Source organism: Pseudomonas sp. 15A4 (assembly GCF_016925575.1).
Taxonomy (GTDB): domain Bacteria; phylum Pseudomonadota; class Gammaproteobacteria; order Pseudomonadales; family Pseudomonadaceae; genus Aquipseudomonas.
Map to the genome: position 1 here is coordinate 958,915 of NZ_CP068986.1, position 20,479 is coordinate 979,393.

A 20,479-nucleotide genomic window follows, 5' to 3' on the forward strand; every position below is an offset into this window, starting at 1 on the left:
GAAAACTCGCCAACGAAGCCTGAATATTCTGACTGAGACGCAGGATTTACCCCATCCAAGGGCTTCCGCAGGTTAACACCGCACAAAAGCGCGAGAAGCCAGTGCAATATATGGAAACAGATGGGTACAGGGCGTGACGGCGGAGCGGTCGTTGGCGTCCCGGTATCGATGGTTTTGTCGCCAATCTGCATTCGAGCACCCGAGCAAGGTGCCTTCTGACCCTTTTAGACCGTGAGCAACGCTATGGAACCCGGAAACGCCCAGCTGTCGATGACTGTATTGATGACCCCGGACATGGCCAACTTTTCCGGCAACGTGCACGGCGGGACGCTGCTGAAGTACCTCGATGAAGTGGCCTACGCGTGCGCGAGCCGTTACGCAGGCCGCTATGTGGTGACCCTGTCGGTGGATCAGGTGATTTTCCGTGAGCCCATTCACGTCGGCGAGCTGGTCACGTTCCTGGCATCGGTCAATTACACCGGCAATACGTCCATGGAGGTGGGCATCAAAGTCGTGACCGAAAACATCCGCGAGCGCTCGGTTCGTCACACCAACAGCTGCTTCTTCACCATGGTGGCGGTGGACGACCAGCGCAAACCTGCCAGCGTACCGCCACTGACGCCGGCCAACAGCGAAGACAAGCGCCGTTACGTGCAGGCGCAACAACGCCGCCAGATCCGTCAGGAACTGGAGAAGCGTTATCGTGAAATCAAGGATGAGCCGGTTTAAGCCAGCATCCGGTTCAGTTTAAAGCCGGACTCCTTCGAACCTGACGCGCGGGTGAGCGATTCGGTCTTGCGCGCGTACCAGTTCCAGCTCGTAGCTGCCGCAGGCCTGGGTTTCCAGCAGCACTTCATGCACCGCTGACGCCGCGAATTCGAAGGCGCTGCGCAAGTCGTCACCGAGCAGAACGCGTGACAGGAACAGCCCGGACGTCAGGTCGCCCACGCCGACCGGCTGTCGAGGGAATGCCAGGAGCGGTCGGCGCAAGTGCCAGGTGTCGTGCTCGGTCACCAGCAGCATCTCAAAGCCGTCCGCGGGTTTACCCTGGTAGGCCAGGTGCTTGACGACTACCGCCTTGGGGCCTCGGGCCAGCAATGCTCGCGCCATGGCCACGCAGTCGAGCAACGATTCGGGTTTGCGGCCGGAAAAGCTGTCCAGCTCCAGCTGATTCGGACACAGAAAGTCAGCAACCGCAGCGGCTTCATCGAGCAGGAAATCGCTGACCTCCTGCGGCACGATGCAGCCCTTCTCCGGGTGCCCCATCACCGGATCACACAAATACAGCGCGCGTGGATTAGCGCGTTTGATCTGCGCAACGGCGCTCAGAATGGCCCGTCCCTGCGCTGCGCTGCCCAGATAACCCGACAGCACCGCATCGCAATTGCCCAGTTCGCCTATCTCCGCAATCCCCTCGACCAACGCCGGAATCTGCTGCGGCGCCAGAACTTCCCCGCCCAGTGTCCATATTGAGTGTGGTTGGAGAACTGAACGGTATTCAGCGGCCAGACATTGATGCCGATACGCTGCATGGGGAACACGGCTGCGCTGTTGCCAGCGTGGCCAAACACGACATGCGACTGGATGGCGAGTAGATGGGGCGTACGTTTCATGACAGGTTCCTGAGACCGGGAAGGCACATTAGTGGCGATGCCGGACGAAGTGAAGCGAAATTAAACTTTCGGGCTATGGCTGTCTGTCACCCGACGCAGTTAAGCTGCAAGCCTTCTCTTGGAGTTTCTTTTCCATGCTGACCCTGGGCAACATTTTCGTCCTCATGCTGCTGGCGACTGCCGGCGCCTGGCTGTGGCACGCCCATGGCTTGCGCGAACGGGCGCTGGAACGCGTCAAACAGCATTGCGCCAAACTCGAGCTCGAATTGCTCGACGGCAACGTGGCGCTGAAACGAGTCGCGTTCAAGCGCGACAACGAAGGCCGCAAGCGCCTGGCGCGGATTTATAACTTTGAGTTCACGGTCACCGGCGAGCATCGGCATCCCGGCACGATCACCATGTTCGGTGCCCACGCGGCGCAGATCGAGCTGGCGCCCTACCCGTTCGAAATCAAAGACCCGAAGCCCACCGCCGAAATCATCCAGCTGAGCCAGTGGCGCCAGGAACACAACAAGTGGAAGCAGTAACCCTCTGTGGATAACTTGCTCTAGCGCAGACAGGCCGCCAGGGTTCTCTGCAAAGCATCTTCGTCTTGGGGCACGTCGAAGATCAGCTCAAGGCGAGAATCCTTGCGCCACTCACTCGACGCCCATTCCAGCAAACTCCCGTTCAGCCCATTGCCCGAGATCCACCCCTTCTCACTGTGGATAACGAGCTTGGCCCGCCGCCAGCCCATGCTTTGCAGCCAAATCTGCACGCTCGCCGCATTGAATACTCGCTCAGGGTGCCAGCGCCAGCCAATGCTCCAGCCCTCCGCCTGTTGCTGGCTCAGGCAGACCGGCGTCATCGGCTCTGCCCACACTGCGGGGGTGGGCCAATGACCGGGGGACGCCCGGATTGTCTGAGCCAGCCTGAGCGCTGACGTCGATGCCGGGCAACGAAGCCAGAGACAATACGCCGTGGTCAGTCCAGCGCTGCGAGCGAACAGGCAGCCCATCGGTGATCGCCTTTCGCGTGGACGCGTTCAGCCCTTCGGACTTGTTCATTAGCAGCAGGCCAGCTTGTGCGAGGGCTTCTCGCTGGGGGTCAGGGAGCGCTTTGCCTTGGGCAAGTGCCTGGGCGTCGAGCACCATGACGCTGGGCTGGATCGCCAGGACCCCAACCCAGGGCGCCTCCTGTAATTGCTTGATCAACTGAACCGGATGCCCCAGCCCGGAGGGCTCGATGAACAAGCGGTCCGGTCTGGCCTTGCGTAACAGCCGGCCGAGGCCAATCTGAAAAGGCGCGCCATTGACGCAGCACAGGCAACCGCCAGCCACTTCGCCAAGTGCGATACCATCGTCGCCGGTCGTCAGCAGCGCAGCATCCAGGCCTATCTGTCCGAACTCATTGATGAGCACAGCCCAGCGCTCGCCCACAGGTTTCTGCTTGAGAAGATGCCTGATCAGGCTCGTCTTGCCGGCACCTAGCGGGCCAGTAATGACATGAGTGGGGATGTTCTGCAGCATGTCGGCCATTCTTGAGATCGCTCCTGAAGTGAGCGCTGACGGAGGTAATTGATGCGAGCAATCTGGCTGCCCATATGGCTGGCGTGGACGCTGTTGGCGATGACGTCGACGCAGGTCCGGGCGCAGTCTTGCGTCGTGCACAGCCAAGGCGAGGGAGTGGACGTCAAGGTCTGTCAGGAGAATTTGAACATCCCGCCAGACCTGTTCCATAACGGGTTCTGCAAACCCCAGCTCAAGGATCAGAAAACCGAGGTCACGTACTCGGAGCAGTGCCCTGCCGGGTCATTTGGCCAGTGCAGCAACGCGCAGGTGGCCAATATGCCTTATCGGCAGAACATTCACTATTACGGCGTTGCCAGCGACGCTGCGTTTCTCAAACCGTTCTGCGAGCAGCAGAGCAAGGGCATCTGGAAAACACAGTGAGTCAGACGGGTGCTACGCCGCGTCGCCATACCAGTCGCCAAACGGATCAGGCATCGAGCGCCAGTCTGCAACGCCGGCCGCCATCTCGGCGTCAGTCAGCAGGCATTCATCGAGCTCGGCAGCCAGACGGCCGAAGTCGATGTTCTGCCCGATGAACACCAGCTCCTGACGGCAATCACCGGTCTCCGCCTCCCAGCTGCGCATGATCACCTGCGTGCTTTCGGCGTCTTGCGGCCACTCCGCTTTGGGCACGAAGCGCCACCAACGACCCGCGAAACCGTGACGCATCAAGCCGCCGGCCTGGGACCAGCTTCCGGCGTCCTGGTGTTTGCTGGCGAGCCAGAAAAACCTTTCGAGCGCAGCAGCCGGCCGTTTTCCCACGGCGAATTCAGAAAGTCGAAAAAGCGTTGGGGGTGAAAAGGCCGACGCGCCCGATAAGCCGTGGACGCGATGCCGTATTCTTCGGTCTCCGGCGCATGTTCGCCACGCAACTCCTTAAGCCAGCCCGGTGCTTGAGCCGCACGCTCGAAGTCGAAACGACCGGTGTCGAGGATCTTGCCAAGGGGCACGGCCCCCATGACCATCGGCAGAATCTCCGCCTCACTGTTAAGACGGCGCAAAATTGCCATTAGCTCCCGGCGATCGGCTGAACTGATGAGGTCGATCTTGCTGATCAGAATCACATCGGCGAACTCGACCTGCTCAATCAGCAAATCAGTGATCGCCCGCTCGTCGTCCTCACCCAGGGTCTCTCCGCGGGAGGCCAGGCTTTCTGCTGCATTGAAGTCCTGCAGAAAATTCAGGCCATCGACCACCGTCACCATGGTGTCGAGGCGGGCAACATCGGCCAGGCTCCGGCCCTGTTCATCGCGAAAGGTAAAGGTCTCAGCCACCGGAAGCGGTTCCGAAATACCCGTGGACTCGATCAGCAGATAGTCGAAACGGCCCTCATGGGCCAGCCGGCTGACCTCTTCCAGCAAGTCTTCGCGCAGGGTGCAGCAAATGCAGCCGTTGCTCATCTCCACCAGTTTTTCTTCCGCCCGATTGAGGCTGATGTCCCGCTGAACTTCACTGCCGTCGATGTTGATCTCACTCATGTCGTTGACGATCACCGCGACGCGCAAGTTGTCGCGATTGCGCAGGATGTGATTCAGCAGCGTGCTTTTGCCCGCGCCAAGAAAGCCGGACAGAACGGTAACGGGAAGGCGGTTCATGAAGGTTTCACCAGAGTGCGGATGTGATCGCTTTTTACGTTATAGTATAACGATACACAGGTGCTAATATTTTTTAAGGCCGCTTCATGACTCGGTGGTTTTGGTTGTTAATAGGGTGCTTGCTGGTCTTGAGCACGCAGGCTTTCGCCATGCCGCCCTCGCCAAGGCTGGACAAGGCGTTGTGCACGCGCACCGCGACGCTGTTGGCCTGCGTTGATGCCGAGGACAACACGTACAGCGTGGCGGTGGCAGGGAAAACGATGTTCGTGCGCGGCTTTGAAAGCGCGGGCAAGCGCCACTGGGCTCAGACTAACAGCCGTTATGGCTCGCTGACGTTCTTCACGGGGCTGGCATCGGACGGTGAAATCTGGGTGGGGTACATCCAGAAAGTCGGGTGGACGACGATCAGTCGGGTGTCGAGTTCGAGCGGGAGTCGGACCAAGATCACCTGCGACCGAGTGATGGGTTGTCGGTGACCTGACCCCTGCAGGAATGAGGGAAGACTCCGTCGTCCATACGCCGTGCTGGCTCCCTGGCAAACACTGTCCATGGGGGAGTGAGCTTGCTCACGAAGACGGTGTTCCAGGCGCTATATATGCAGCGGATGTTCCGACCTCTTCGCGAGCAAGCTCGCTCCCACAATGACTGTTTAGGCAGGTGCATCTGCAGTGGTGTCAATTTTGATGAGAGCGAACTTGCACATTCTGCCTCATGGCCTAGTCCGTCAGACCAACGCCTCATTCGCCTTTTGCTCTTGCCGCCAGGCCACGTACGAGCCTGCAGGCGGGTTGCGTTCGAAGTAGCGCTTCATGCCATCAAACAAGCCATCGGCAACCGCCTGCTGATGGCGCGCGGTGACGAGGCGCTGACTGTCGCGGCTGTTGGAGATGAAGCCGGTCTCGACCAGAATCGACGGTACATCCGGTGACTTCAGCACCGCAAAACCGGCCTGTTCCACACGTTTCTGGTGCAGCGTCGTGATCCCTTCCAGGCTGCCCAGTACGGTGTGACCCAAGTCCAGACTCGCGGCGATCGTGGCGTTCATCGACATATCGAGAATGACACCGGCCAGCATCGGGTCCTTGTCTTTCAGGTTCAACAGGCTGGTCGCGCCGATCAGGTCGGCGCCGTTTTCACGTTGGGCCATGAAGCGTGCTGTCGCAGACGTCGCGCCGTTCTCCGACAAGGCAAACACCGACGCGCCGGAGGCCGTCAGCCGAGGGGCGGCGTCGGCGTGGACCGAGATGAACATGTCAGCGTTGTATTTGCGTGCGACGTCCACGCGCTTGCGCAGCGGCACGAAAAAGTCGTCGTTACGAACCAGGCGCACATCAAAACCCTTCTCGCGTTTCAGCCGCTTGGCGAGCAACTGCGCGATGGACAGCACGACGTCCTTCTCCCTCTCTCCCTTCGAGCCGACGGCGCCGGGGTCTTTGCCACCGTGACCTGCGTCGACGACCACCATGATGTCGCGCTTGGAACGGTCCCTTCCAGGGTTCTGCGCGGGTGGCTCTTTCGCCAAAGGCGCTGCTGTGGCGAGCTGCACTGGAGGACGGGAAAGCACGTCATGCCCCAAGTCCACAACAAGCCGGTTGCCCTGCGCGCCTTCGGGCCCTAGCAGAAAACTGTTGATCTGCACGGGTGATGTCAGATCGAGCACGATGCGCGTGTCGCTCTGGCCGAAGTGACCGGAACGAATCGATTTGATCGGCGTGTTTTCAAGCGCCAACTGACTGAAGTTGCCATCAAGCCGCGCGCCACTGACATCGATGATGATCCGCTCCGGCGCGCTGAGCGTGAAGGTCTTGTACTGCACCGGGCCGCTAAGGTCGAACACGAGCCGCAGCTTACTATCGGAACGCCACAGGCGGGCGTTTCGGATCTGCGTCGCGTTGACTGAGAATGGAAGCGCAAAGGCGGCGCTGGCCAAAAGCATGTTGAGCAGCATTTGACGTCGGTGCATGGCACGTTCCGAAGGCGAAGAGCATCCCGGCTCAGAGATGGAGGGCGATGGTTACAATATAACAGCCGGGATATCGGGCAAAGATGAAGCTTTTTATAAGTTAGGCGGGATTTTATTGAGCCTCTTCAAAGCCTAAGGCGGAAAAGCTCATGTGAAACAACAAGATGTTCCACGTGGAACACGGCCCGTCATCTGTACAAACAAAAACGCCCCGACAAGTCAGGGCGCTTAGTAAGCAGAGAAAGTCAGGTCCTTGGTTTTACAGTGCCGCACTGCTGACCGAGCCATACAGCGCGCGTGTCCATGCTGCCGTTCTGTTGCTGACCTGTGGCGTTGAACGAGCCAATGACATGGGTGTTGAACTCGCGGTCACTGAGGAACTGTGCTGTGCCGGTGCCTTGAGCGCGTGGGCAACTGAACTTGAACTTCCAGGTAGCGCCGGTACGTTCTGTGATCTGCTGGGTGCAGCCCGACTTCGGATCAGTCAGCGGAATTTGCTCATTCTTGACCTGCTCCTGCGTGAGGCAAATACGAACGCCCTTCCCGCCCAGAGTAACGCCTTGTTTTTCCAGCATTTGTTCCATGGCTGCGCGCTGCTGCGGCGCCATCATCTGCAATTGGGACAACATCACCTGCAAGTCCGGCATCTGCTGGCCGTCCACCTGCATGTTGCTTGAGCTCAACTCCCACAGCCCGGGCTGCAACACCTGAGCCTGTGCAAGAGGCGCAGCCAGACAAACCATCAACGCCAGTACTCGCTTTTTCATGAATCGGATTTCCTTTAGGACTCTTGGGCATCTTGATGCGACCTGCTGGCAGGTCACTGAACGATGACGGTTAGACGACAGATCGGGCAGCCAGTTGCAGCCTCAATAAAATAGCGACAATCCCGGCGCCATGTGGTCTGTTAGACACCAATAAGCTTATGGCACAAGGTTGCGCATGGATTACCACAGCCCGTATTTCTTTGGCTATTTGCTGGGTTTCACTCACCTGCTGGGCATTGTCGCAGCAATCCACGCCTTACTCACTGTGCGTACAGCTCAAGGCTCAATCGCTTGGGCGATGCCCCTGATCTTCATCCCCTATGTCGCGCTGATTCCGTATCTGGTTTTCGGCAGGAGTACGTTCGACGCGTACATCAAGGCGCGGCGTCAGGCGAATACCGAGATGCGCGCGGCAATCGCCGACTTCAACTGGAAGCCGTGGATTGAAGAGGCAGTAGCAGCAAGGCGATCCGACGCTTATCGATCCCTACGCGCGATGCCGAAGCTGGGACGCATGCCGTGCCTGGCAAACAACGAAGTGAAGCTGTTGATCAACGGCGATGAAACGTTTGGCGCAATCTTCGAGGCCATCAAAGGCGCCCGGCAAGTGGTGTTCGTGCAGTTTTTTATCATCCACGACGATGATCTCGGTCGCCGCCTGCAAGGGCTGCTGCTGGAGAAAGCCGCAGAAGGCGTCGCCGTCCATGTGCTCTACGACCGCATCGGCAGCCACGCGCTGCCGGCGCGTTACATCGACAAGCTCCGCGACGGCGGCGTGCAGATCAAGGCGTTCGCAACCCGGGGCGGCTGGCTGACGCGCTTCCAGATCAACTTCCGTAATCACCGCAAGATCGTCGTGGTGGATGGGATCAAAGGCTTCGTTGGCGGGCACAATGTGGGCGATGAATACCTCGGCCTCAAACCGCCGCTAGCGCCATGGCGCGACACCCACGTCAGCGTTGTCGGACCTGTCGTAGCGTGTCTGCAAGAATCGTTTGCCGAAGATTGGTTCTGGGCAACCCGCGAGATACCACCGCTGATCCTGCCGGACAGTTACCCGGAAGACGGCGTGCTGTGCCAGTTACTGGCCAGCGGCCCGGCCGATGCGCAGGAAACCTGCTCGCTGTTCTTCGTAGAAGCCATTCACGCGGCGACCGAAAGGGTGTGGATCACGACACCGTATTTCATCCCCGATGAAGCCGTATCGGCGGCGCTGAGGTTGGCGGTCTTGCGCGGAGTAGATGTGCGCCTGCTGCTGCCGTCGCGCCCCGACCATTACACGGTATATGCCGCTTCCAGCCTGTACGCCTTTGAAGCCGTCCGCGCAGGCGTTCGTATCTTCCGCTACAAGCCCGGCTTTCTGCACCAGAAGGTGGTGCTGGTGGATAACGCGATCTCGGCGATCGGGAGCGCCAATCTGGACAACCGTTCGTTCCGGCTCAACTTCGAACTCATGCTGCTGACCGTGGACGAGGACTTCGCACGCGAAGTCGAAGCTATGTTGGTCGACGACTTCGCCCTTTCCCACGAAATCTCCAGCGAAGAAAGCAAAGAGACCCATCATTTGCAGCAGTTGGGGATGCGGGTAGCCAGGCTGATTTCGCCGATTCTGTAAAGGTGAGTGAGCAGTACGCCAAGTGTGGGAGTGAGCTTGCTCACGAAGACGGTATTTCAACCGCCGATGATTCGGTGGGTGTACCGACGTCTTCGCGAGCAAGCTCGCTCCCACAAGTTGACGCCATTACGCGTAGATGTCGTCCCTGGTCAGCGGCAAATCATGGCTGCCGTCCGCGTGGGGTTTCACCGCCAGGATCTGATGCAGATTGATCCAGCCCTTGGAAAACGCATACGCGCAGCCAGCCAGATACAACCGAAAGATCCTGAGCGCCTGCTCCGGCACCATCGCGGCGGCGACGCCGAGCTTCTCCTCCAGACGCGCGCTCCAGTGTTCGAGCGTCTTGGCGTAGTGCAGGCGCAGACTTTCCACATCGACGACTTCCAGACCCGCCTCGCTGATGAATCCAGTGATCATCGACAGGTGCGGCAGCTCACCGTTGGGAAAGACGTAGCGATCAATGAAGTCGCCGGCGCCCCGCCCTACAGGTCGCCCGTCGGTGTGCTTGGCGGTGATGCCGTGATTCATCACCAGACCGCCCTCCTTCACCGCATCAAACAGACATTTCGCGTACAGCTCCAGATTGGCGTGGCCGACATGCTCGAACATGCCGACGCTGACAACCTTGTCGAAACGGCCGTCTTTAGGCAGATCCCGGTAGTCGAGAAGCTGCAGTTCGACACGGTCCTGCAAACCGTCCGCGCGCACCCGCTCCCGGGCCAGCGCCAGTTGCTCGCGGCTCAGCGTGATGCCGAATACCTTGACGCCGTATTCACTCGCGGCAAAGCGGGAGAGGCCTCCCCAGCCACAGCCGACGTCGAGCAAATACTCCCCGGGTTTGAGCCGTAGCTTGCGGCACAGGTGGTGAAATTTGTTCTGTTGTGCCTGATCGAGCGTCTCGTTGCCGGTCTTGAAATACGCGCAGGAGTAGACCATCTCCCGGTCCAGCCACAGGCGATAGAAGTCATTGGAGAGGTCATAGTGGTAGGAGATCGACGCAGCATCGGTGGCCTTGTCGTGCTCGGTGCGCACAGGGAGATAGTCGTCGTCCTCGTCCACCAGCGCCTTGGTCAGCTCGTCGCACACCCGGACCACTTCGCTGATCGAGCCTTCCAGCTCAAGCCGACCCTCAACGAAAGCACTGCCAAGAAGGCCCAGACTTGGGTGGGTGAAATCGGAAACAAGCGACGGGTCCTTTACCACGATCGTGACGCGGGGGTCATTTCCCAAATCGAGTTCGTTGCCGTCCCAGAGCTTGAGACGCAGCGGCAAATGAAGGTTCTGTAACGCCGGTGGAAGTTGCGCGAGCATATGAAATCCCCCTGATCCAGCTACATGGAAAAGGGTAGTCCATAACCGGCCCCAGATCAGGAGCCGCCAGGCGATCGGCTGGTTTGAACGACGACGAATCTACAACGGGTACGACCCTGCGCCCCAGAATTCGAGCCAGTTTGACGCCTGCAAATGGAGCACCCCGAACAAGACTGAACTTAATTTGTAACAGAGTTCTTCAAAGCTCAAGCAAATTTTAATACTTAGTGGAGGCCTCTAACCCGACGCTTTCAATGCAGGCGCCGGGAAATCTGGCTTAGGAGGGATTGTGAAACTTCGCGATGGGCTCATGAAAACGCAGCAACCGCCCGGCATTGCCCAGCACCAGCAGCGTGCTGAGGTTGTGCAAGACCGCAGCGATCATGGCGCCTGCCGCACCCAGCACGCCGAAAGCCGCCATGGCAACAATGGCCAGCGTCCAGCCGAGTCCGATGATCACATTCACCTGCAAGGTATGGCGACACTGGCGGCTCAGGCGCACGCAGGTGCCCAAGCGGCGCAGGTCACTGCCGATCAAGACGATGTCGGCAGAGGCCAACGCGATGTCCGCCCCACCCGCCCCCATCGCGACGCCGACTACGCCGGCCTTCAACGCCAGCGAGTCGTTGATACCGTCGCCGACGACCATTGGGCGAAAGCCCTTTTTATTTCGCTCATGACCCGATTGAGCTTGTCCTCGGGCAACGCCTGGGCGTGGATGTCGCCGATGCCGACCTCGTGACCCAAGCTGTCGGCGACACTCTGCCGATCCCCCGTCAGCAACAACTGTCGACCCAAGCCTAGCTCCCGCAGCTCACTCAGCGCCTGACGTGCTTCAGGCTTGAGGCTGTCGGCCAGCAGCAGCCAGGCCAGGAAGTGGCCATTTAGCGCGAGCCCGGCAATCGGGCCATCGTGATCGGGGATAGGCGAGGTCGCGATTCCCAACTGTGCGAACAGCTCAGGCCGTCCTAATGCAGCTTCACCCCGCGCGGTCCGCGCAACGACGCCCAGCCCTTGGCGCTCACGAATGTCATCCAGAGGGAGCAGATGATCCTTGTCGACCAACGTGGCCAGCGCGCGACTGACCGGATGACTGCTCGCCGAACCCAGGCTTGCTGCCAACGCGATCACATCATCGCCCGCGCCCTCCTCGGCCTGGACCGATTGCAGGCGCAAACTCCCATAAGTCAGCGTGCCGGTCTTGTCGACGACCAGCGAAGTGAGGTCGGCCAGCTCCTCAAGAAATGCCGAACTGCGGATCAGAATGCCGTGGCGGGCGGCGACTGCAATACCGGCGATGGCTGTCGCCGGCGCCGACAGCACCAACGCGCAGGGGCACGCGGCGACCAACACCGCCAGCATGGCCTGGGCGTTATTGGTGATGAACCAGGTCACGGCCGCGATCAACAACACCAGCACCATGTAGCTGCCCGCGTACTTTTCCAACAGGCGAGTGATGGGCGGTTTGGAGCGTTCGGCGCTTTGCATCAGCGCGATGACCTTGCCCAGGGTCGACTCGTTGCCGATACGCGTCACTTCAATACGCAGCAGCCCGTCGAGGTTGATCGCGCCACCGAAGACTTCCATGCCCGCCCGCGCTTCGAGCGGAACGGACTCGCCCGTGATGGGGGCCGTATCGAGACTGGCCTGCCCCGAGATCACCAAGCCGTCAGCCGGTACGCGGTCACCGGCGCGCACTTCAACGCGGTCACCAGCAACCAACGTACCGTTGTCGACTTCGCGGATGGCGCCATCCTTATCGATCAGCCGGGCATGGCTGCGGGTCAAACGGCCCAGTGCCTGAATAGCTTCCTGAGAGCCGATCACGCTGCGCTCCTCCAGCACGTGGCCGAAGATCATGATGATTGGCAGCAGCGCGGCGGTCATCAGATCGCCCGTCGCCCAGGCGCCCAGCATGGCCAGTGCGATCAGTTGATCGGTAATGCCGTGCAGACTCGGGTACCGCAAGCTGTGCCAGCCGGCGCTGACCACCGGGATGGCCACCAGCAGAGAGGCGGCGCCCAACAGCAGCTGGCTGACCCCAACTTGCTCGGGCGAGAAAAATCGCCAGACCAGCCCCAGCGCGAGCAGGCCGAGGGCAAGCATCGCCAGCGTCAACTGCCGGGCGGCGCTGCGCTGTTCGCGACTGGTTAGCATGCTGCCGGGCGCGGCGGGCTCTGCATGCTGGTGAGAAGGTTCGTGGGAATGGTTATGCACGGCTTCGCCACTCATTTGTCAGCTCCCTGAATGATCAGACGGGAATCGTCGCGGGGGTCGACCGTGGTCACTGAACCCGCCTGTTTCAGGATGGCGGGCACCCGCTCGCGGTAGATCCGCAGCAGCAATCCGGGATCGCTTTTGTTCTGGATCGACATCGCCAGCCCGGTCACCGCAGCGGTGTCGGTCTGCGCCTTGGCCAGCCGCTCGGATGCTTGCGCATGGGCGACCTGCAGGGTCCGGTCGGCTTGCTGATTGGCGGTCTGGTTGAGTTTCTCTGCGTCAGTGCGCGCGTTTGCCACAGCCTGATCGGCTTGCTGACTCGCAGTCAGCACCGCGTTGAACGCGTTTACCGCAGCCGCTGGCAGACTGGACTGCACGTCGACCCGCACGACTTCAACACCCAGCCCCACGCCAGTGGCCGTCAGCTCGCCAAGCCGCATATTGATGCCCTGCACCAGATCGCCGCGCAGGCGTTCTCGACGCTCGGCAGACTGGCTGTCAGAGCCGACCAGCTCGGGACGCGCCACCAGAATGGTGTCCAAGTCACGCGCTGCAGCAAGGCTGACGGCGCTGCGATTGACCAGACGATCCAGCGCCGGCAGCACGTGCTCGCCCTGCAGAACGAACTCCCGGGGATCTGTCACTTTGTAGTACGCCGTCACGTCGAGCTGTACGACACCGGCGTCACCCGTGAGCAGATAGCCCGAGCCTGCCAGCGCGTCGCTCATCGGCGTCGCAAAACTGGTGATCTTGTCGGCCGCCAACGCAGTGGGTGAGCGCAACAGCGTTTCGACGTGCCGCTCGATCACGCGATCAGCGGAAGGCAGCAGCACCACCTGCTCGAACGGTTGCGGCCAGGCCAACAGCAAACCGGCGTTCTGCACACGGTCCAACTCGCCGAATCGAAACACGACGGCGCGGTTCTGCGGATCGATTTCTCGCACGTTGGAGACCGCCCAGCCGAGCGTCGCCAACAGGGTCACGACATACAACCCCAGAAACGCCAGGCGACTGGCCTGCAGCCAAGGGCTGTTCACCACCGGCCGCTCGATGTGCGCAGCGTCGTGCTCGGTCATGGCTGCGTTCCAGCCTTGCCATCCAGAGTCGGCGGGCCGTCCACGAGCACCCGGAACGGTGCGGCATCGGTGCGCAGAATCAGTTTTGTGCTCGGCCCCACCACGGTGCCGAGGGTGTCCAGCGAGCGCAGCAAGTTGTACAACTGGGGCGAACCGGCGTAGGCGCGGCCGTAAATTTGCGCCGCTTCAACGCGGGATTGCGCCTCGATATCGGCGGCTTTCACGGTGGCGTCGGCCTCGACAATCCGCGCATCGCGTTCGGCAGCGGAGCGGATCTGCGCCGCCTCGCGCTTGCCGATGGCGGTGCGCTCGGTGGCGATGGTTTCGCGCTCCGCGCGCATGCGGTCGACCGTCGCGTTGAGGGTCACCGAAGGCAGCGTCAAACGTTCGACCCCGACTTGCAGGACGCGAACGCCGTAGGTGGTCAGCAGTTGCTTGTCGATCTGCTGACGCAGCTGGTTTTCGAAATCGGCGATGCGCACCTGATTGGCGTCGGTGTTGATCAGGCTCGACAGATCGAAGCTCGCGGCGGTGGTCTCGAGTGCAGAGCCGACGAAGGTGCGGATCTGCCGCGCGGCTTCGTCCGGCTGGTTTTGCACGGCGCGCATGAAGCGCTTCACGTTGTCCGGATCGCCCTGCACCTGCCACGCCACGTACGCCTGAACGATGATGCGCAGGCCGTCACGGGTACCGACGTCCTGCAAACCGCTTGAGGTGGTGCGCAAACGCAGGTCAACGGGGATCGCTGCTTCGAATGGCGCCGGCCAGCGCCAGCTCAGGCCGGGATCCAGCAATACCCGGGCGGGATTGCCAAAGCGCGTGATGACCGTCGCTTCGCCGGAGCGCACCTGCACCAGACTCGCCGCCGCAACCGCGAAGGCAATCAGCACCGCCGCCAACGCAGCACGACGCCACGGAAACACGGTCGGGCCGGAGGCTTCGTCATGGTGATGACCATGGTGGTGGCCGCCATGACCATGGCCTGCGTGGTCGTGACCGGAATGGTCGTGGTGATCGTGGGAATGAAACAGACTCAAGGGAAGACTCCTTATTCAGCCGAGGGCTGGTCAGCTGATTGAGTCGACGCTGCGGGGTCGACCGGGAGGACAAAAGATCGTAAATCGATGGTCGGCGCGCTGGTGCCGCCAAGCCGATGATCCAGCACCAGCAACTTGGCGTGGGTCAGCCCCTGGGTCAGCTGACTGAAGTACTGCTCCAGCAGAAATGCCTGGCCCGCTTTGGCGTAGCCCTGCTGTTCGGCGCTGAAACGCAAATCCGCACCTTGCGCCGTTGCCATCACTTCCCGCGAACTCGCGGCCGCCTGGTCATGGGCCATGCTGGCGTGTAATTGCGCCACGTTGGCCTGATCGGCCGCCGCGCCGCGTTCTCGGGCAATCAACGCCTGAGCGCTGATCTGAGCGGCCTGGACCGCGTGATAGGCGTTGGCCGCACCTGCTGGCGGATGAATCGACTCGACCACGGTGGCGAGAATCTCTACACCGCTGTCGAGTTTTTTCAGGTCGCGCTGTACGGCGTCGCCGATGTCGGCCGCCAGATCATTCCGCTGCTCGCCAAGTAACTCGTCGAGAGTGCGGGATGCAAAGTCGTGTACCAGCACGCGGCTGGCGGTGCTGCGAATCAGGCTGGGGATGTCGGCGCTGTTGTACGTGGCGGCCAGTGCGGCCTCGTCCGTCAAACCGATGCGATACACAAAGCGCACGTCCATGTTGACGATCTGGAAGCTCTGCTTATCACCGGAACCGCTGGCGATCACTTGCGATTTGTCATTGATGTGCGTGGCGTCCCACAGCCGGTTGGCGATGGCAGGCGGCGGGCCTTCGGCAGGGTCAAGGGTCTGCTCGGCGCCCGCCCCTTCCGAAACGCTGGTCGCCAACTCGTGAACCACACCGTTTTCCACCGCCAGCACCGTTCCGAAGGGCCAAGGCAGACCGGCGTGCAGACCCGGCTCGAGGACTTCAACCGGTTTGCCAAACCGCTCGTAAATGCCACGGCCTTGCATGGGGATTTCGTGAACACCGCTCAGCAACCAGCCGAGGCCGATGATGACCGCCAGCACCGGCAGAAAGGCGCGGCGCATGTAGGTAAACGCCCAGATCTGCCGCAGGTCGATGCCGAAGCGGTTGTGCAGTTCGTTTTGCAGCGCCAGCAGCGGACGCGGCGGCCAGCGCAACAGGCCGGCAACGAAGCTGCTGGCGGTCAGGCGCGGTTCAAGGCGTTCGTTGCGCGGGCTAAAGACGGACAAAAAGGCACGGATGAGTAACTCGACGGCGACCAGCCCAGGCAACAGGCCGATCAACACCGCAAGCCGGGCGGGCCATACGCGATCAGCGGAAGAGAAAAACAGGCACAATGCGGTGACCAGTAGTGTCCCGATGGCGACCTTGGTGATCTGCGCCAGCTGCTCGGCTTCAGGCCAACTGGCCTCGGACTCATTGCTGAATTGCCGCTCCAGCACCAGCAGCGCAAACGCGATCAACAGGAGCAAACCGCCGACTACGTTACCGACGAGGCCGACATTGCTGCCTGCCAAGGCAAGGTTCCAGATCAGGCCAATGCTGACCAGCGACAGCAACGCCCAGCCTGCCAGCCAGAACACTGGCAATCCGACCTGGCCGACCATCGAAGTGCCAGCACCGCTGATGCGTCCAAGCACGCGGTCGTACCAGCCCTGCTCGTCGCCATTAAGCAGCGCTTCATCGTCAGAGGCAGCCGCAGAGGGCGGTGCCATGACGCCGGCGCGCCACTGGCTGACGACGTGGGCCGACTGCAACGCCCCGGCCAGTACGAGCAGGCTCGCGGCGCTGTTGGTCAGCACCGCCGTCCACAGCGAATTGGGAGAAAAGAGGTCAACGAAAAGCGACACCACCAGGCCGATGATACCCATCGCTCCTGTCAGATACGTCAGCCGTGAAAGACGTGTCGATTGAACAGCCGCCTGCTGAAACCTCGGTAGGCTCGCCGGTGCAACGCCCTCATCATCCAGATCAACCCGCATTGCAACTCCAAAGCCCGTATAACGCTGTAATCATTACCCTTCCGCCCACTCTCCGGCGTTGCAATTACGCGGCGCCAAGCCACCCCGACACAAGGCGTTACGATATAACAGAAGTCGTGAAATTTTCGTCTGATTATTCGTTTGCGCAGCGCTGGATGCGGGGTCAGACAGCCAGCAGACAGGTAAACGTCGCCTGCCGTCGTATCGGTTTGAATCCCTAGACAGACAGGAGTGCGCCTTCCGGGCTAAATGCCGGTCCTACGAGATGCGCGGGAAATAGCGACGGGTCATCCACTTGACTTTAAAGTGCTCGGGGAGAAATATTACGACCATCATTTAAGCAGCTTTGCTGACGAGCGACATTTGCCCAGACACGGCTACGCTTCCCTCCATTGCTGGATTCCTCGAGGAGTACGTTCATGAGTCACTACGACGTTGTCATCATTGGTGGCGGCCCCGGCGGCTACAACGCGGCGATCCATGCGGGCCAGAAAGGCTTGAAAGTGGCGTGCATCGAAGGCCGTGAAACATTGGGGGGAACGTGCCTGAACGTGGGCTGCATCCCTTCGAAATCGTTGCTCCACGCCTCCGAGCTGTATGAGGCGGCGACCGGCGAGGAATTCAAGAAGCTCGGCATCGAGGTCACGCCGACGCTGAGCCTGACCCAGATGATGGCGCAAAAGGTCGAAAGCGTGACGGGCCTGACCAAGGGCATCGAGTTTCTGTTTCGCAAGTACAAAGCCGACTGGATCAAAGGCTGGGGCCGCCTCGCCGGGCCCGGCAAGGTCATCGTCACCGACGCTGCTGGTGCCGAAACCGAATTGACCGCCAAGGACATCATCATTGCCACCGGCTCCGAGCCGACGCCCCTGCCAGGCGTGACCATCGACAACAAACGCATTCTCGATTCCACCGGCGCGTTGTCGTTGAGCGAGGTGCCCAGGCATCTGGTGGTAATTGGCGCGGGGGTCATCGGTCTTGAGCTGGGCTCGGTCTGGCGCCGGTTGGGGGCGAAGGTGACGGTGATCGAATTTCTCGACCATGTCGCCCACGGCACGGACCTTGAGGCGGGCAAGACGCTGCATCGCTCGCTGTCGCGTCAGGGCATGGCATTCAAACTCGGCTCGAAGGTCACCTCTGCCGTCGCTGCGGAAACCGGCGTCACCCTGACCGTCGAACCCGCCGCCGGTGGCGAAGCCGAGCAAATCGAAGCGGACTACGTGCTGGTGTCCATCGGCCGTCGCCCGGTGACGAAAGGGCTGGGCCTGGAAACCGTCGGCCTGGAGGTGGACAAGCGCGGCGTTTTGCCCAACAAGGGGCATCGAACGGCGGTAGATGGCATCTGGGTCATTGGCGACGTGACGTCCGGCCCGATGCTTGCGCACAAGGCGGAGGATGAAGCCGGCGTGTGTGTCGAGCGAATCGTCGGCAAGAAGGGTGAGCTGAATTACAACCTGATCCCCAACGTCATCTACACGCAGCCCGAGCTGGCCAGCGTCGGCAAAACAGAAGAGCAGCTGAAGGAGGAAGGTCGCGCTTACAAGGTGGGCAAATTCCCGTTCAGCGCCAACAGCCGCGCCAAGGTCAATCACGAAACAGACGGCTTCGCGAAAGTGCTGGCGGACGAGCGCACCGATGAGATTCTCGGTGTACACCTCGTTGGCCCCAGCGTCAGCGAGATGATCGCGGAGTACTGCGTGGCGATGGAGTTCGCCGCCTCCGCCGAGGACATTGCCCTGACCTGCCACCCCCATCCGACACGGTCTGAGGCGCTGCGGCAGGCAGCGATGGCTGTCGGGGGGCATACCACCCAGGCTTGAAATGCGCGGCCAGATCGGCCGCGCGAGCAACACGTTGAAGCGAAATCGGTTGTGCCCTGAAACGATTTTTTCCCTTTGCGCGAACAAGATGCCGAGATTGTTATCTGTTTGTTGGTAATTTGCGTTCGGCAAGGATTGGGAAAGCGCACTTTTTTGTGCAGGAAGGCACAGCATCTTCAGAGGCTTCACCATATGAATCGCAGGAATCTCTTGAAAGCGTCCATGGCGCTGGCAGCCTACAGCGCGCTGCCCGCCTCAGGTCTTTATGCGGCACGCGCACTGGCTGCGGCGGCCGATGGCGACATCGAACACTTTGACTTCAAGACCTTGCAGGACAACGCCAAACAGATGGCCGGCAAGCCTTACGTCAGCACCAAGCAGACATTGCCGCCTACCCTGGCGAACATGACGCCTCAGCAGTTCAACGCGATCAAGTACGACGCCGGCCATTCACTGTGGAATGACGTGAAAGGCCAATTGGACGTGCATTTCTTCCACGTCGGCGCGGGCTTCAAGACCCCGGTGCGCATGTACAGCGTCGACCCGGCAACCCAGCAGGCGCGTGAAGTGCATTTCCGCCCCGAGCTGTTCAACTACGAAGCCAGTCGCATCGACCAGAGTCAGCTCAAGGGCGACTTGGGCTTCGCCGGTTTCAAGCTGTTCAAGGCCCCCGAGATCGCGATCAACGACATCCTGTCGTTTCTGGGCGCCAGCTACTTCCGCGCCATCGACAGCAATAAGCAATACGGTCTTTCCGCCCGGGGTCTGGCGATCGACACCTACGCCCACAGCCCTGAAGAATTCCCTGACTTCACACAGTTCTGGTTCGAAAAGCCAACCAAAGACGCCACACGGTTTGTGGTCTACGCGCTGCTGGACTCTCCCAGTGCAACGGGCGCGTACCGCTTCGACATCGACTGCCAGGCTGACCGCGTGGTGATGGACATCGACGCGCACATCAATGCGCGGGCTGACATCGAGCAGTTGGGCATTGCGACCATGACCAGCATGTTCAGCTGCGGCACGCACGAACGCCGCATGTGCGACACCCTTCACCCGGAAATCCACGACTCCGACCGGCTGGCCATGTGGCGCGGCAATGGCGAGTGGATCTGCCGTCCGCTCAATAACCCGGCCAAGATCCAGTTCAACGCCTTTGCCGACAAAGACCCGAAGGGCTTTGGCCTGGTGCAGACCGACCACGATTTCAAGACCTATCAGGACACCGTGGACTGGTACCACCGCAGGCCAAGCCTGTGGGTCGAGCCGACGACGGCATGGGGCGAGGGCTCCATCGATCTGCTGGAACTGCCAACCACCGGCGAAACCCTGGATAACATCGTCGCATTCTGGAACCCGAAAGTGCCGGTCAAGGCCGGCATGTCGATGAACTACGGCTACAAGCTTTACTGGAGCCCCCTGCCCCCGGTCAGCACGCCGCTGGCTCAAGTGCACGCCACGCGCTCGGGCATGGGCGGTTTCATCGAAGGCTGGGCACCGGGCGAGCACTACCCGGACGTCTGGGCGCGCCGTTTCGCCGTGGACTTCAATTGTGGCGGCCTGGACCGGTTACCGGAAGGTTCGGGCATCGAGCCAGTGGTCACCGTGTCCCACGGCAAAGTCCAGGATTTCAATGTGCTGGTGCTCCCGGACATCAAGGGTTTCCGCGTGACGTTCGATTGGTACCCGACCAGCGATTCCGTGGAGCCGGTGGAAATGCGCATGTTCATCAAAACCGGTGATCGCACGCTGAGCGAGACCTGGCTGTACCAGTATTTCCCGCCCGCAGCGGACAAGCGCCGCTACACGTGAGCGTGATCGGCTAATGGCGTAGCGCGATTCAATCTTGGGAAATGGCGTATTCGCCGCTGAATACTCAGCGGTGGATACGCCGCACTTGTAACGAAAATGAGTCATAGAAACTCGTTAATCG

14 protein-coding genes and 4 pseudogenes are annotated in these 20,479 nt (G+C 60.8%); 8 read left to right on the plus strand and 10 right to left on the minus strand.

Annotation, left to right across the window (positions count from 1 at the left end):
- The first annotated feature begins 243 nt into the window (after positions 1-243).
- A complete protein-coding gene (locus JN403_RS04270) occupies positions 244-729 on the plus strand; it encodes an acyl-CoA thioesterase (RefSeq protein WP_122534219.1) in 486 nt (161 codons plus the stop codon).
- Between the two features lie 18 nt (positions 730-747).
- Here JN403_RS04270 and pdxY read toward each other — a convergent pair.
- Positions 748-1,613, minus strand: a pseudogene (gene pdxY / locus JN403_RS04275) (pyridoxal kinase PdxY).
- 134 nt (positions 1,614-1,747) lie between these two features.
- Here pdxY and JN403_RS04280 point away from each other — a divergent pair.
- A complete protein-coding gene (locus tag JN403_RS04280; protein WP_122534221.1) occupies positions 1,748-2,140 on the plus strand; it encodes a DUF3301 domain-containing protein in 393 nt (130 codons plus the stop codon).
- Positions 2,141-2,160: 20 nt separating this feature from the next.
- On the opposite strand, the pseudogene JN403_RS04285 reads toward JN403_RS04280, so the two are convergent.
- A pseudogene (locus JN403_RS04285) lies at positions 2,161-3,121 on the minus strand (CobW-like GTP-binding protein).
- A gap of 51 nt (positions 3,122-3,172) precedes the next feature.
- Here JN403_RS04285 and JN403_RS04290 point away from each other — a divergent pair.
- Positions 3,173-3,544, plus strand: a complete 372-nt coding sequence (locus tag JN403_RS04290) for an NADH:ubiquinone oxidoreductase (RefSeq protein WP_205485526.1) — start codon at positions 3,173-3,175, stop codon at positions 3,542-3,544.
- 12 nt (positions 3,545-3,556) lie between these two features.
- Here JN403_RS04290 and zigA read toward each other — a convergent pair.
- A pseudogene (gene zigA / locus JN403_RS04295) lies at positions 3,557-4,758 on the minus strand (zinc metallochaperone GTPase ZigA).
- A 149-nt stretch (positions 4,759-4,907) separates the two neighbouring features.
- On the opposite strand from zigA, the gene JN403_RS04300 reads away from it, so the two are divergent.
- Positions 4,908-5,234, plus strand: coding sequence for a glutamine synthetase (locus JN403_RS04300; RefSeq protein WP_240356932.1), 327 nt, complete (start codon positions 4,908-4,910; stop codon positions 5,232-5,234).
- A gap of 248 nt (positions 5,235-5,482) precedes the next feature.
- Here the strand turns inward: JN403_RS04300 and JN403_RS04305 are convergent, their stop codons facing one another.
- A complete protein-coding gene (locus tag JN403_RS04305; protein WP_205485531.1) occupies positions 5,483-6,721 on the minus strand; it encodes an N-acetylmuramoyl-L-alanine amidase in 1,239 nt (412 codons plus the stop codon).
- Between JN403_RS04305 and JN403_RS04310 the strand changes: the two genes are divergently transcribed.
- Positions 6,720-6,857 (plus strand): hypothetical protein, encoded by a 138-nt coding sequence (locus JN403_RS04310; RefSeq protein WP_205485533.1) that lies wholly within the window; start codon positions 6,720-6,722, stop codon positions 6,855-6,857. The genes JN403_RS04305 and JN403_RS04310 overlap by 2 nt on opposite strands.
- Positions 6,858-6,966: 109 nt before the next feature.
- Here the strand turns inward: JN403_RS04310 and JN403_RS04315 are convergent, their stop codons facing one another.
- Entirely contained in the window at positions 6,967-7,488 is a 522-nt protein-coding gene (locus JN403_RS04315) for a DUF3617 domain-containing protein (protein WP_122534226.1), read from the minus strand.
- Positions 7,489-7,663: 175 nt separating this feature from the next.
- On the opposite strand from JN403_RS04315, the gene cls reads away from it, so the two are divergent.
- Positions 7,664-9,103, plus strand: coding sequence for a cardiolipin synthase (gene cls, locus JN403_RS04320; RefSeq protein ID WP_205485535.1), 1,440 nt, complete (start codon positions 7,664-7,666; stop codon positions 9,101-9,103).
- A gap of 126 nt (positions 9,104-9,229) precedes the next feature.
- Here cls and cfaB read toward each other — a convergent pair whose 3' ends face one another.
- The 5 genes and pseudogenes from cfaB to JN403_RS04345 form a co-directional block, all read right to left on the minus strand.
- Positions 9,230-10,414 (minus strand): C17 cyclopropane fatty acid synthase CfaB, encoded by a 1,185-nt coding sequence (gene cfaB / locus JN403_RS04325; RefSeq protein WP_205485544.1) that lies wholly within the window; start codon positions 10,412-10,414, stop codon positions 9,230-9,232.
- Between the two features lie 277 nt (positions 10,415-10,691).
- A pseudogene (locus JN403_RS04330) lies at positions 10,692-12,646 on the minus strand (cation-translocating P-type ATPase).
- Complete coding sequence (locus JN403_RS04335) at positions 12,643-13,710, minus strand: SPFH domain-containing protein (RefSeq protein WP_205485546.1); 1,068 nt, start codon at positions 13,708-13,710, stop codon at positions 12,643-12,645. Before JN403_RS04335 ends, JN403_RS04330 begins: the two are co-directional and overlap by 4 nt.
- Positions 13,707-14,747: a protease modulator HflC gene (locus JN403_RS04340; RefSeq protein WP_205485549.1), complete on the minus strand. Its 1,041-nt coding sequence runs from the start codon at positions 14,745-14,747 to the stop codon at positions 13,707-13,709. Before JN403_RS04340 ends, JN403_RS04335 begins: the two co-directional genes overlap by 4 nt.
- Before the next feature lie 11 nt (positions 14,748-14,758).
- Positions 14,759-16,726: a protease modulator HflK gene (locus tag JN403_RS04345; protein ID WP_205485551.1), complete on the minus strand. Its 1,968-nt coding sequence runs from the start codon at positions 16,724-16,726 to the stop codon at positions 14,759-14,761.
- A gap of 419 nt (positions 16,727-17,145) precedes the next feature.
- On the opposite strand from JN403_RS04345, the gene lpdA reads away from it, so the two are divergent.
- Both lpdA and JN403_RS04355 read left to right on the plus strand, forming a co-directional pair.
- On the plus strand, positions 17,146-18,546 hold the full coding sequence (gene lpdA, locus JN403_RS04350; protein ID WP_205485553.1) for a dihydrolipoyl dehydrogenase: 1,401 nt from the start codon (positions 17,146-17,148) through the stop codon (positions 18,544-18,546).
- A gap of 192 nt (positions 18,547-18,738) precedes the next feature.
- Positions 18,739-20,358: a glucan biosynthesis protein D gene (locus JN403_RS04355; protein ID WP_205485561.1), complete on the plus strand. Its 1,620-nt coding sequence runs from the start codon at positions 18,739-18,741 to the stop codon at positions 20,356-20,358.
- The last annotated feature ends 121 nt before the right edge of the window (positions 20,359-20,479 follow it).

Coding starts and splice junctions, on each gene's coding strand:
- JN403_RS04270 (WP_122534219.1), top strand. CDS start 244: ATGGAACCCGGAAACGCCCAGCTGTCGATGACTGTATTGATGACCCCG.
- JN403_RS04280 (WP_122534221.1), top strand. CDS start 1,748: ATGCTGACCCTGGGCAACATTTTCGTCCTCATGCTGCTGGCGACTGCC.
- JN403_RS04290 (WP_205485526.1), top strand. CDS start 3,173: ATGCGAGCAATCTGGCTGCCCATATGGCTGGCGTGGACGCTGTTGGCG.
- JN403_RS04300 (WP_240356932.1), top strand. CDS start 4,908: ATGCCGCCCTCGCCAAGGCTGGACAAGGCGTTGTGCACGCGCACCGCG.
- JN403_RS04310 (WP_205485533.1), top strand. CDS start 6,720: ATGGCACGTTCCGAAGGCGAAGAGCATCCCGGCTCAGAGATGGAGGGC.
- JN403_RS04305 (WP_205485531.1), bottom strand. CDS start 6,721: ATGCACCGACGTCAAATGCTGCTCAACATGCTTTTGGCCAGCGCCGCC.
- JN403_RS04315 (WP_122534226.1), bottom strand. CDS start 7,488: ATGAAAAAGCGAGTACTGGCGTTGATGGTTTGTCTGGCTGCGCCTCTT.
- cls (WP_205485535.1), top strand. CDS start 7,664: ATGGATTACCACAGCCCGTATTTCTTTGGCTATTTGCTGGGTTTCACT.
- cfaB (WP_205485544.1), bottom strand. CDS start 10,414: ATGCTCGCGCAACTTCCACCGGCGTTACAGAACCTTCATTTGCCGCTG.
- JN403_RS04335 (WP_205485546.1), bottom strand. CDS start 13,710: ATGACCGAGCACGACGCTGCGCACATCGAGCGGCCGGTGGTGAACAGC.
- JN403_RS04345 (WP_205485551.1), bottom strand. CDS start 16,726: ATGCGGGTTGATCTGGATGATGAGGGCGTTGCACCGGCGAGCCTACCG.
- lpdA (WP_205485553.1), top strand. CDS start 17,146: ATGAGTCACTACGACGTTGTCATCATTGGTGGCGGCCCCGGCGGCTAC.
- JN403_RS04355 (WP_205485561.1), top strand. CDS start 18,739: ATGAATCGCAGGAATCTCTTGAAAGCGTCCATGGCGCTGGCAGCCTAC.